This is a genomic window from Hydrogenophaga sp. BPS33, assembly GCF_009859475.1.
Classification (GTDB): Bacteria; Pseudomonadota; Gammaproteobacteria; order Burkholderiales; family Burkholderiaceae_C; genus Hydrogenophaga.
In genome coordinates, this window is sequence record NZ_CP044550.1 from 32,779 (window position 1) to 44,537 (window position 11,759).

The window sequence follows — 11,759 nt, forward strand, 5'->3', positions numbered from 1 at the left end:
GATGGAACGAACGAAAAACGGGTTCAAGCTGCGGAGTTGCGCTTTGCCCAAAATGGTTTGCCAGCAGCTCGGCGTTCGCGAGGCCGGCGCATCAACAAATACACCGCAGGGATCACAAACATGGACAGCAAGGGGGCCGTGATCATGCCGCCAACCATGGGCGCGGCAATGCGTTGCATGACCTCGGAGCCGGTTCCCGTGCCCCACATGATGGGAAACAGTCCGCCCAGAATGACGGCCACGGTCATCGCCTTGGGGCGCACGCGCAGTACCGCGCCTTCCCGAATCGCATCGAGCAGGTCGGCCGCCGTGGTCTTGCCTTGGTCGAGTCGGTCATCCCAGGCGGATTTCAGGTACAGCAGCATGATCACGCCGAACTCGGCGGACACCCCGGCCAAGGCGATGAAACCGACGGCGCCGGCCACCGACAGGTTGTAGCTCAGCAGGTACAGCAGCCAGATGCCACCCACCAGGGCAAACGGCAGCGTGGCCATGATCAGCAAGGCCTCGTCAAAGCGTTTGAACGTCAGGTAGAGCAGCACAAAGATGATCAGCAGCGTGAACGGCACCACCACTTTGAGCTTGGCCGTGGCGCGTTCCAGGAACTCGAACTGGCCGGACCAGGCGACCGAATAACCCGGTGGCAGCTGGACCTTGTCCGCGACGGCCTTCTGCATGTCCTGCACGGCCGAGCGCAGATCGCGGCCGCGAATGTCCACATAGACCCAGCCTGACAGCCGGGCGTTCTCGCTGCGCAACATGGGGGGACCGTCGGTGATGCGGATGTCGGCCACGTCAGATAACAACAGGCGCTGGCCGCGTTCCGTCACAAAGGGCAGGCTGCGCAGCTTCTCCAGCGAATCCCGGATCTCGCGCGGGTAGCGCATGTTGATCGGGAAGCGCTGCAGGCCTTCGACCGTCTCGCCGATGTTCTCGCCACCCACGGCCGAGCTGATGACCGACTGCACATCGGCGATGTTGAGGCCAAAGCGCGATGCCGCATCCCGCTTGATGTTGACGTCCACATAGCGCCCCCCGGTCAGGCGCTCGGCCAGCGCGCTCGTGACGCCAGGCACGTCCTTGAGCGCCCGCTCGATCTCGCCGGTCAGCCGGTCTATCGTGACCAGGTCGGTGCCCGCCACCTTGACCCCCACCGGGCTCTTGATGCCGGTGGCCAGCATGTCGATGCGGTTGCGGATGGGCGGCACCCAGATATTGGACAGGCCGGGCACTTTGACGATGCGGTCGAGCTCTTCCACCAGCTTGTCCTGCGTCATGCCGGCGCGCCACTGCTCGCGCGGCTTGAACTGGATGGTGGTTTCAAACATCTCCATCGGTGCCGGGTCGGTCGCCGTCTCGGCGCGGCCGGCTTTGCCATACACGCTGGCGACCTCGGGCACGGTCTTGATCAGCCGGTCGGTCTGCTGCAGCAATTCGCTGGCCTTGCCGGCCGACAGACCGGGCAGCGCGGACGGCATGTAGAGCAGATCACCCTCGTCCAGCCTCGGCATGAACTCGCCGCCGATATGCCGCAGCGGCCAGAGGCTGACCACCAGCACGATGCCGGCAGCCAGCAAGGTGCGCTTGGGCGCGCGCAGCACCACTTCCAGCATCGGCCGGTAGAGGGCGATCAGCCAGCGGTTCAAGGGGTTGGATTTTTCATCGGGAATCCGGCCGCGGATCAGGTAGCCCATCAGCACCGGTATCAAGGTCACCGACAGGCCGGCCGCTGCCGCCATGGCGTAGGTCTTGGTAAACGCCAGCGGCGAGAACAGCCGTCCTTCCTGGGCTTCCAGCGTGAACACCGGGATGAACGACAAGGTGATGATCAGCAGCGAGAAGAACAGCGCTGGCCCGACTTCGGCCGCCGCGTCGCCGATGACCCGCCAGCGCGCTTCGCCCTCCAGCGTCTGGTCTGGATGGTCCCGCCCCCAATGCTCCAGGTGCTTGTGGGCGTTCTCGATCATCACCACGGCGGCGTCCACCATGGCGCCGATGGCAATCGCGATGCCGCCCAGCGACATGATGTTGGCGTTGACGCCCTGGTAATGCATCACGATGAAGGCGGCCAGGATGCCCAGCGGCAGCGAAACGATGGCCACAAACGCTGAGCGCAGGTGGAACAGGAAGATGAAGCACACCACCGCGACGACCAGGAATTCCTCCAGCAGTTTGTGCGTGAGGTTGTCCACGGCTCGTTCGATCAGTCCCGAGCGGTCGTAGACCGGGACGATTTCAACGCCCCTGGGCAAACTGGCCTGCAGGGTCTGGAGCTTGGCCTTGACGGCGGCAATGGTCTCCAGCGCGTTCTTGCCGGAACGCATGACGATCACGCCGCCGGTGGCTTCACCTTCGCCGTCAAGCTCGCCGATGCCGCGGCGCATCTCCGGGCCGACCTGGACACGTGCCACGTCGCCCAGGCGCACCGAGATGCCGGCAGGCGTGGTCGTCAACGGCACCGACCGAAAGTCCTCCAGGCTCTGCAGGTAGCCCGAGGCCCGCACCATGTATTCGGCCTCCCCGAGTTCCAGCACGGAGCCACCGGCTTCCTGGTTGGCCTTCTGGATGGCCTCGGCCACCTGGGTATGCGGGATCGCATAGGCGGCCAGCTTGTCCGGGTCCAGCACGATCTGGTACTGCCGCACCATGCCACCGACCGACGCAACCTCGGCCACATTGGGCACGGTCTTGAGCTCGTACTTCAGGAACCAGTCCTGCAGGGCACGCAGCTGCCCGGCGTCCTGGGTGCCGCTGCGGTCGATCAGGGCATACTGGTAGATCCAGCCCACCCCGGTGGCATCCGGCCCCAGCGAGGCCCTGGCCGCCGCCGGCAGGCGCGACTGGACCTGGTTGAGGTACTCCAGCACGCGGGAGCGCGCCCAGTAGAGGTCGGTCCCGTCCTCGAACAACACGTAAACGTAGGAGTCGCCAAAGAAGGAATAGCCGCGCACCGTCTTCGCCCCCGGCACCGACAGCATGGTCGTGGTCAACGGATAGGTGACCTGGTTCTCGACAATGCGCGGCGCCTGGCCTGGATAGGTGGTGCGGATGATGACCTGCACATCGGACAGGTCAGGCAAGGCGTCCAGTGGCGTTCTCATCACCGAGTACACGCCCCAGGCCGCGATCATCAGCGTGGCCAGCAGCACCAGAAAACGGTTGCCGATGGACCAGCGTATCAAGCGGGCGATCACCGCGGAGCTCCCGATGCCGGGGTAACGGGTGCCACAGGCTGAATGGAGGTCAGGGTGGGCTCGCCGTCCTTGGGCATCACGAACTCGAACCGAACCCTGTCCCCCTTGGCCACGTTGCCGGGCATGCCGCCGGCTGGTGCCTTGAACTCCATGGTCATGGCGCCCATGCCGGCCGTCGGGAGCGGGCCATGGGCCAGCAGCGCGCTGTGCGGGTCGATGGCGATCACCTGCGCTTCACCGGGGTGCCGGGTCAGTGGCGGCGGGGCGGCCTCGCTGTTGAGCCGGGCCGGAAGCGGCCGTTGTCTTCGGCCAGCATCACGACGGTGCGTTTGCCGGTCTGGATGACCGCTTCGGTGGGGACGAGCAAGGCCTTCTCCGCCCGCATGTCCATGAACCGCATGGTCACGAACATGCCCGGCACCAGGCGCGCGCCCGGGTTGGCCAGCTCCAGCCGGGCCTTGAGCGTGCGCGTCGCGGCATTGACGTCCGGCAAGATGGCTTGCACCTTGCCTTCGAAGACCGTGCCGGGCACGGCCGGACTGCGGGCTTGCACCCTGGCACCCGGGCGCAGCAGCGCCGCCTGGCTCTCGGGCACCTCGGCGTTGGCCCAGACCGTGGACAACCCGTTGATGCGAAACAGGGTCATCCCCGCCGACACCGTCATGCCCTCACGTGCCGCCAGTTCCACGATCACACCACCCAATGGCGCCGTGATCGTGGTGCGGGCCTGCGTCTTGCCGCTGGCCTCCACCAGTTGGATCTGCTGCTCACTCATGCCCGCCTGGCGCATGCGCTGGCGCGCGCCGTCGACCAGCGATCCCAGGTCGTTGCCCTGCATGCGCTTGAGGGCCAGAAACTCCTCTTGAGCGGCCACCCAATCCGGCACATACAGGTCCAACACAGGCTGACCCTTGGCCACGGGGTCCAGCGTGGCACGCACATGCAGGCGCTCGACATAGCCGGTCGCCCGGGCCTGCACGGTGGCCTGGTCGCGTTCGTTGAAAGCAATGTTGCCGACCGCGGAGACCTGAGGCGACAGCGTGCCTTCGGTGACGGCTGCGGTGCGCACCCCCAGGTTCTGCTGAATCCGCGGGCTGACAGTGACCTTGCCCTGGTCGGAATCGCCATCTGCATAGACCGGCACCAGCATCATGTCCATGAACGGCGATTTGGCCGGTTTGTCGAACTTGTTGCCCGGCACCATGGGGTCGTGGTAATAGAGGATCTTGCGGCCACTGACCGGATCGGTATCGCCCGCCTTGAGGCCTGCGCCGATGTGGCGGCGCGTGGCCTCTTCGCCTTGCGGGAGGGTCCACAGCGACGGGTCGTCGCTGGCGCTGGTGCTTGCCGCGGGTTGCGCGGTGGCCGATGGCCTATCGCCCATGCCCTGTTGCAAACCCAGCCACCAGGCGCCACCGCCCACGGCAACGAGTGCGGCCACAACGGCCAGCGCGATGAGGGAAGTTCTCGGGTTCATGGCTTCACTCCATTCGTGGTGTCGGGGAACAGGTATTCGAGTTGAGCCCACAGGCCGGCGGTGTCGCGCTCCAGGGCCAGGCGCTCCAGGGCCAGGTTCAGCGCGTCGCGGCGCGCCTGCAGCACGGTGCCCAGGCCTTCGCGCCCGCCTCGGTAGGCGGCCAGCGCCGCGTCAACACGCTGTGTGGCCAGCGGCTGGCGGTGCGCATCCAGGTAGGCCAGCCGGTCCCGCCCCGCGCGCCAGTCCTGCTGCCAGCGCTGCACTTGCAGCGCTCGCGCGCGCGCCTGCTCCTCGCGCTCGGCTTCGAGTTCGTTCACACGCGCCAGCCGCGCCGCCAGATCGCGCTGCTGGCGTTGAGGCTTGTCCCACTGCAGTGGCACCGACACGCCGATCGACACCATGTTGGCGAACTGCGAGCCGCGCTGGCTGAACATGATCTCTGCGCTCCAGTCGGGCCTGAGGTCCTGGCGGGCCACCTCGGCCTCGGCCCGGGCCACGGCTTCGCGGGCCTGCAGCGCGGCGAGATCGGGCAATCGGTCCATCGGGCCGATCGTGGCCGTGCCGCGTTGCCATGGCGGGGGATCGGCGAGCGGCTGCTCGGGCGGACCACCGGTGAAGCGCGCCAGTGTGAGGCGGGCGTTGGTGCGCTCGGCCTGCGCGCCGATCAAGCCCTGCTCCAGTTGCGCCAATGCCTCGCGCGCGCTCAGCGCATCGGCCGTGGAACCGCGTCCTCCGCGCAAGGCAGCCTCGGTGGTCTGCACCAGCACGCGCGCCTCGGTGATCTGCGCCTGCAGCAACTGCAGGCGCTGCTCCTGCAGGTGGCGCTCCAGCCAGGCCTGCGCCACCTCGGTCTGCAGCAGAGCCACCCGCTGCGCGCGTTCGCTCAGCGCCGCATCGGCCTCGCGCTCGAAGCGCTCGCCCCGGGCGCGGCGCTTGTCCGCGTTGGGCAAGGTCTGCATGAGTGCGATGGAGCGCATGGTCATGAAGTCGCGCGTGGTGCTGAAGCGCTCGGGCCCGTTCACCGGCAGGTTGTCCAGCGAAAGGCGCAGCACCGGGTCGGGTCGCTGTGCAGCGGCCACCGCCATGTCGCGCGCGCCTTGAGCCGCGGCGGTTGAAGCGTCAAGGCTGCGCGAGCGCGCCAGGGCCGCGTGCACCGCAGCGCTCAGGCTCAAGGGTTCATCGGCAGCAGCGGGTGTGATCACGGCGAGCAGGCCAGCGAGGGCGAGCACGGCGCGTGTCAGGAAAAGCGAAGGGTGTTCCATGTCTGAGCTCCGGAGCAGGCACGCCGGGGCGCAATGGCCCTGGCAACGTGCGACAGCAGCACCACCGGGCGGCGGCCTGCACTGTGCGGGGAGTCAGATGGAAGTGGGAGGGCGCCAGAGGCGCGAAAGCGAACCCTGTGGCGGGCTGCGCCAGACGGGAGCAAGGGGGTCCTGGGCAGCCTGGGCCTGGGGCACCAGGGGCTGGAATGGGGGCATGCCGACAGCGGGTGCGGCGCAGCTCTGTGCGCTCTTGCAGGGCTGGCCGGTGCGCTCGAACGTGGCGAGGTCGTTGCAGCAGTCTTCCATGGCCTGGGCCAAGGTCTCTTCCATGCCGCTGGCGTTTTCTTCCATGGCCATCATGCCCTGCATGGGGCACGGCGCGGGAACCACCGGCATGCCCGCAAAAGCCTGCAATGGCATCAGCAGACACAGGAGGAGGACGAGTGCGCGGCGCATGACGCGAATTCTAGGGCTTCCATGCCAGTTGGGGATCATGGGTGGCCTTTTGGCATCAGCGACTCTCGCGAGGCCAATGCGGGTGGTGGTCATCGATCACGAACGGGTGCGCATGGCGCACGCCATCGCCGGTGGCGATCGCGCCATGGGCATGACCGCCCGGCAATTCCGGGTGTTCGTGCTGGATCACTTCGGGATCCCGGTGCGGCCAGATGGTCGCCGCGATCCAGAACGCCACGGCGCCTGCACCACCCAGGACCGCAAAGCTCACGGCCATGCCATGGCGGGCACCGAGCCAGCCGGCCAAGGGGTAGAACAACAACCAGCAGGCATGCGACAGCGCGAACTGCGCCGCAAACAGCGCGGGGCGGTCCTCCGGGTGCGAGGATCGTCGCAACAACCGCCCTGAGGGCGTCTGAGCGATGGAGTAGGTCAATCCGAGCACGAACCACAAGGCCACGAGCGAGGTGTATCCGTCCACCAGAACCCCGGCGAACATGCCCCCGACCATCAACCCGATTCCGGCCAACATCACGCTGCGGTCAGGCAGCTTCTCCAACAGTCGGGGCAGGATCAGCGCAGCCACCATGGAGCCCGCGCCGAAACTGGCCAACGCCCAGGCCACTGCGCTCGGGGTCAGGCCCAACCTGGCCTGAACGATGACCACCGTGTTGACAAAGACAATGGAGCCCGCCGCCGCCACGGCCGCATTAACCGCCAGCAACCCGCGCAGCCGGGGTGTGGCCAGGTAGATTCGCAGCCCGCGCGTCGTTCGCTCCCAGACGCCTCGGTGCTTCGTCGCGGGATGCGCGGGCAAGACCACCGACACCACCAGCGCTGCCGACGCCAGGAATCCCACCACCGTGCCCGCAAACAGATCGTGAAAGCCGATGACCGTGAGCAGTGCGGCAGCCAGCATCGGACTGATCAGGCTCTCCATGTCGTACGCAAGGCGTGAGAGCGACAAGGCTTTGGTGTAGTCCTTCTCCTGGGGCAGCACGTCGGGGATGGTGGCCTGGAACGTGGGCGTGAAGGCAGCTGACGCCGCCTGCAAGACGAAAATCAGCACGTACACCTCCCAGATCCGGGAGACAAACGGCAGCGACAGGGCCACACCTGCCCGCACCAGGTCCAGCGTGACCAGCATGGTGCGCCTGGGCAGGCGATCGGCAAATGCCGCGGCGACCGGTGCCACACCAACGTACGCGACCATCTTGATGGCCAACGCCGTGCCCAACACCATGCCCGCGCTGTCGCCAGCCAGGTCGAAGGCCAGCAGGCCCAGCGCCACCGTGGCCAGGCCGGTCCCGATCAAGGCAATCACCTGCGCGGCGAACAAATGGCGGTAGGTGCGGTGGGAAAGAATATTCAACATCGTTTGTGACTCGGTCAATGGCCCAGTGCTGCTGAAAGCCCACGACTCAGAGGTATCGAGTGATTTCTCTGAACTCCTCCATCGACTGGCGCTGTCCGACACCCAGGGGCCCCACGAGGTCTTCAAGGCAGTGATCCAGATGGTCCTGGATCAGGGATTTCTTGGCTTGCTGAATCGCTTTCTCGACCGCCTGCAGCTGCTGCGCGACATCGAGACAGGTTCGCCCCTGTTCCAGCATCTCTATCGTGCTGCTCAGATGTCCGCTGGCTCTGCGCAGGCGCTTGATGATGGCCGGGTGGGAGGTGTGTGTATGCGAATGTTTCATGGCGGATCGTATCCCCTAGGGGGGTTACTATAATCCACCCTTGTCTGCTCCAACACGCACTCGCACTCCATGACCCTGCATGTCCCGTTCTCATTGCGGCCTACCCGGGCAGCGCTGGGCGTGCGATGGCTGGTGCTGATTGTGATCATGGTCGGCGCGATCATTTCTTCGATAGGGTTGACGAGTTCCCATGGCCTTGCTGCCATCTCGGCAGAGCATCAAATGGCTCCACTGTCGCCCGAGGATTCACACGGGCATTCGCATGGCGATCAGGGCAACGAAGTCGCAGCGGCTGGCAGCATCGTGGGCGCTGAGCATCCGCACCATGCAGTAGACCATTCACACGACAAGGCCCACGCCTTGCCTTTGGGATGGAGCACCGCAGCACCGCCCGCGCCAAGCTGGCGCGTGCTGGTGCGGCCGTGGATTGAAATGGTTCAGGCGTCCCGGCTCGAACGTCCACCCATGGTCTGAGGACTTCTTCGTCCTCGCGCTGCGATTCGCGGCGCTCCTATTTCTTTCAGACCATTGGAGTCTTCATGCACAGCCTTCTTCAAGACAGGCTGCCACGTTCGCCATGGGCGACGTGGCAGTCACGTCTCTTGCTACTTTCGGCGCTCTTCATCTTGTTGCTCATTGGGACCTCCGAGGCTTTCGCCCATGCGGTGACCGCTGGCGACAAGGGCTACATCCAGGAAATATCGGGCGTCAACCTGCTGCCCTTCATGTACCTGGGTGCCAAGCACATGATGACCGGCTACGACCACCTGCTGTTCCTGTTTGGGGTGATCTTCTTCCTGTACCGGCTTTCCCACATCGGTCTGTATGTGAGCCTGTTCGCATTGGGACACTCCACCACCATGATCCTGGGCGTTTACTTCAACGTCGGGATCAACAGCTATCTGATCGACGCGATCATTGGTCTGTCGGTCGTCTACAAAGCTTTGGACAACCTGGGTGCTTTTCAGCGGTGGCTGGGGTTTCAGCCCAACACCAAGATCGCCACCCTGGTGTTTGGCCTGTTCCACGGCTTTGGCCTGTCCACCAAGATCCTGGAGTACGAAATCTCCCCAGACGGACTGGTGCCCAACCTGCTCGCCTTCAACGTGGGTGTGGAAATCGGGCAACTGCTGGCATTGACGGTCATCCTGATCGGCATGAGCTATTGGCGCCGCACCCCCAGTTTCATCCGCAATGCCTACACCGCCAACGTCGCCATGATGAGCGCGGGCTTCATCTTGGTGGGCATGCAGCTCACCGGCTTCTTCGTATCGTGAACACCCAAGGAACACTGACCATGTACAACGCTGAAACGCCTTTGCGCGCCGAGTTGCCGTCCTCCAGACAACTGCTGCGCTCCACCGCCCTGGCTACCATCTCCGCCATCGTGATCCTGGTGGCGATCGTGCTGCCCGCTGAGTACGGTATCGACCCCACAGGTGTGGGCCGCGTCCTGCGAATGACAGAGATGGGTGAAATCAAGCAGCAGCTGGCGGCAGAAGCCGCAGCTGATGCAACTGCAGCGTCTGCGGGAAATCCTGCCGCACCGGTCGCCGCAGTCATGGCGAACGCAAGTGCGGCGACATCCGATGCCCTGATCGCGGCCCCGAAGGCTGCGCTCACAGCCCAACCTCAAGCAAACTGGCGCGACGAAGTGACATTCACCCTTGCCTCGGGCGAAGGAAAGGAAATCAAGTTGCGCATGAATGAGGGTGAAAAGGCCGAATTTGAGTGGGTCGTCAATGGAGGCTCTGTTAACTTCGATACCCACGGCGATGGCGGCGGGCGTTCCATCAGCTACGAAAAGGGCCGCGGCGTGCCGGCCGACGATGGCAATCTGGTGGCGGCGTTCACCGGCAACCATGGTTGGTATTGGCGCAACCGAGGTCAGGCAACTGTGAAGGTCGTGCTCCGCACGCGTGGCCAGTACAGCGACCTCAAGCAGGTCCAGTGATCTGAAAAGAGAGCGGCGATGCGAGAGCCGCTCTCCATGAGAGCACGCTACCTGCGGAGCCGTTCGCAAACGAACGCCATTGGCGCATTCGTACAAGACGCCATGCAGGCCGCGCATCAGAATGCGTCGATTGTCCGCAGCCACGCAGTGCCGGGACCGAGAGTGATTGATGTCCTTGGAAGGATTCGCCCGTGTCTCTATCAACCGATCAAAGTATCTTCCTCAAGAGCTGGCTCAAGCGGCCCATGAAAACTGGGGCCGTGGCGCCATCCAGCAACGCATTGGCGCGCCTCATCACCCGCGACATCGTGCCCGATGGAGGACCTGTCATCGAACTGGGCCCGGGGACCGGAGCCTTCACGCGATGCATCCTCTCCAAGGGAGTGCCCGAGTCCGCTCTCACGCTGGTGGAGAACAGTCCAGACTTCACGGTGTTGCTGCGACAACGCTTTCCAAAGGCACATCTGCTTGAAATGGATGTGACCCGAATGCGTATGCGGAAGGACCCGTGGAAGACGATGCAGGCTCAGGCCGTGATATCCGGCCTGCCACTATTGACCATGGGAATGCGCGCACAGTGGAATGTGGTCGGTGCCTGCATGCAAAGTTTGCGTTCTGGAGCGGCGCTGTACCAATTCACCTACATGACTCGGTGTCCCATTGCACCAGAGATTCTTGCTCGAATGGGCCTGAGGGTCGAACGCGTCGGAAGCTCATTCTTCAACTTGCCTCCCGCCTCGGTGTATCGAATCTCGCGGAGATGACATGCAGAGATCCCACATCGGTGCCGGCAACGCACACACAGCAAGAAGAGTAAACCGCAAACAGAACTGCGTACTTGCTTTGGTGATCGCCAGAACCAACCCTGCGCCATCCGAGTAAGAATGAGTGCGCGCATTTTTCACACGATAGAACCGATCGAACTACCGCAGCTGATCAGCGGCAGAGCGGCTCAGCAACCCGGGCTCAGGTAATCCGGCGCGATTCAATCCGAGTAGGTACGCGGACATCCAGGCGGCGTGGGCTGTGCAACTCTGGCTGGGCGTGCAGGCCTAGCCGGTGTGCTCGAAGGTAGGTGCGTCGTTGCAGCAGTCTTCCATCGCATCGACCTTGTCGCGGGCATTGATGTCCCTGGCCATCATGCCGCAAGGGCATTCAGTTGACACAGGACGAGGGCGGGCGGACTGTGGTGCTTGCCGTCGCGGTGGGTTGCTGCCTTGCGTCGATCTCACTGTGCGCTGCCGCACAGTCAGGCGGCGTTGCCGTGGCAATGATCAAGTCATCTACATGCTCAGGAGATCCCTATGAAATACGTCAAGCTGATTTCCTTGCCCGCGCTGTGCCTCGTATCGGTGACCGCACTATGCGGGGTGTCGGCTTTAGCTCAGGCCCAAACTAGTCCAGCGACGAGCCCTTCTGCGACCATGCCCATGGGGGAAATGCACAAGGGCTCGGCTGACGCCAAGGACATGAAAGCTTCCATGATGATGGGCATGGAGGAAATGCAGAAGATGCCGATGACGGGCAACGTCGACAAGGATTTCGCATTGATGATGAAAATTCACCACCAGAAAGCCTTGAACATGGCCGAACTGGAGCTGAAGAACGGCAAGTCTTCCGAAATGAAGGCCATGGCCAAACAGATCATCGCGGCGCAAAAGAAGGAAATTGCACAGTTCGACAAGTGGCTCGCAGCGCAGAAGTGATCGGCATAGA

General features: G+C 64.2%; 10 protein-coding genes and 1 pseudogene. 5 read left to right on the forward strand and 6 right to left on the reverse strand.

From position 1 onward, the window contains the following. Positions 1–23 precede the first annotated feature (23 nt). From F9K07_RS29540 to F9K07_RS29565, 6 genes and pseudogenes are all read right to left on the reverse strand, one after another. Entirely contained in the window at positions 24–3,194 is a 3,171-nt protein-coding gene (locus F9K07_RS29540) for an efflux RND transporter permease subunit (RefSeq protein ID WP_159597195.1), read from the reverse strand. Further along, positions 3,191–4,671: pseudogene (locus F9K07_RS29545) on the reverse strand (efflux RND transporter periplasmic adaptor subunit). The gene F9K07_RS29540 and the pseudogene F9K07_RS29545 overlap by 4 nt, the downstream one beginning before the upstream one ends. Continuing rightward, the gene (locus F9K07_RS29550) at positions 4,668–5,933 is read right to left on the reverse strand and encodes a TolC family protein (protein WP_159597196.1); all 1,266 of its coding nucleotides are present in this window, start codon (positions 5,931–5,933) and stop codon (positions 4,668–4,670) included. Before F9K07_RS29550 ends, F9K07_RS29545 begins: the two are co-directional and overlap by 4 nt. A gap of 93 nt (positions 5,934–6,026) precedes the next feature. Further along, the gene (locus F9K07_RS29555) at positions 6,027–6,389 is read right to left on the reverse strand and encodes a hypothetical protein (RefSeq protein ID WP_159597197.1); all 363 of its coding nucleotides are present in this window, start codon (positions 6,387–6,389) and stop codon (positions 6,027–6,029) included. A gap of 55 nt (positions 6,390–6,444) precedes the next feature. Further along, positions 6,445–7,764: an MFS transporter gene (locus tag F9K07_RS29560; RefSeq protein ID WP_159597198.1), complete on the reverse strand. Its 1,320-nt coding sequence runs from the start codon at positions 7,762–7,764 to the stop codon at positions 6,445–6,447. A 46-nt stretch (positions 7,765–7,810) separates the two neighbouring features. Beyond that, positions 7,811–8,089 (reverse strand): metal-sensing transcriptional repressor, encoded by a 279-nt coding sequence (locus F9K07_RS29565; RefSeq protein ID WP_159597199.1) that lies wholly within the window; start codon positions 8,087–8,089, stop codon positions 7,811–7,813. Between the two features lie 69 nt (positions 8,090–8,158). On the opposite strand from F9K07_RS29565, the gene F9K07_RS29570 reads away from it, so the two are divergent. The 5 genes from F9K07_RS29570 (at position 8,159) to F9K07_RS29590 (ending at position 11,749) form a co-directional block, all read left to right on the forward strand. Next, complete coding sequence (locus F9K07_RS29570; protein ID WP_159597200.1) at positions 8,159–8,563, forward strand: hypothetical protein; 405 nt, start codon at positions 8,159–8,161, stop codon at positions 8,561–8,563. Positions 8,564–8,628: 65 nt separating this feature from the next. After that, complete coding sequence (locus F9K07_RS29575) at positions 8,629–9,366, forward strand: HupE/UreJ family protein (protein WP_159597201.1); 738 nt, start codon at positions 8,629–8,631, stop codon at positions 9,364–9,366. Positions 9,367–9,386: 20 nt separating this feature from the next. Continuing rightward, positions 9,387–10,043, forward strand: coding sequence for a transmembrane anchor protein (locus F9K07_RS29580; protein WP_159597202.1), 657 nt, complete (start codon positions 9,387–9,389; stop codon positions 10,041–10,043). A 191-nt stretch (positions 10,044–10,234) separates the two neighbouring features. Beyond that, on the forward strand, positions 10,235–10,807 hold the full coding sequence (locus F9K07_RS29585) for a class I SAM-dependent methyltransferase (RefSeq protein ID WP_159597203.1): 573 nt from the start codon (positions 10,235–10,237) through the stop codon (positions 10,805–10,807). 540 nt (positions 10,808–11,347) lie between these two features. Then, positions 11,348–11,749 (forward strand): DUF305 domain-containing protein, encoded by a 402-nt coding sequence (locus tag F9K07_RS29590; protein WP_236582116.1) that lies wholly within the window; start codon positions 11,348–11,350, stop codon positions 11,747–11,749. Positions 11,750–11,759: the final 10 nt, after the last annotated feature.

Bases quoted from the DNA above. Each gene is read 5' to 3' on its own strand.
- F9K07_RS29560 (WP_159597198.1), bottom strand. From the start codon at position 7,764: ATGTTGAATATTCTTTCCCACCGCACCTACCGCCATTTGTTCGCCGCG.
- F9K07_RS29590 (WP_236582116.1), top strand. From the start codon at position 11,348: ATGAAATACGTCAAGCTGATTTCCTTGCCCGCGCTGTGCCTCGTATCG.
- F9K07_RS29550 (WP_159597196.1), bottom strand. From the start codon at position 5,933: ATGGAACACCCTTCGCTTTTCCTGACACGCGCCGTGCTCGCCCTCGCT.
- F9K07_RS29580 (WP_159597202.1), top strand. From the start codon at position 9,387: ATGTACAACGCTGAAACGCCTTTGCGCGCCGAGTTGCCGTCCTCCAGA.
- F9K07_RS29555 (WP_159597197.1), bottom strand. From the start codon at position 6,389: ATGCGCCGCGCACTCGTCCTCCTCCTGTGTCTGCTGATGCCATTGCAG.
- F9K07_RS29575 (WP_159597201.1), top strand. From the start codon at position 8,629: ATGCACAGCCTTCTTCAAGACAGGCTGCCACGTTCGCCATGGGCGACG.
- F9K07_RS29570 (WP_159597200.1), top strand. From the start codon at position 8,159: ATGACCCTGCATGTCCCGTTCTCATTGCGGCCTACCCGGGCAGCGCTG.
- F9K07_RS29565 (WP_159597199.1), bottom strand. From the start codon at position 8,089: ATGAAACATTCGCATACACACACCTCCCACCCGGCCATCATCAAGCGC.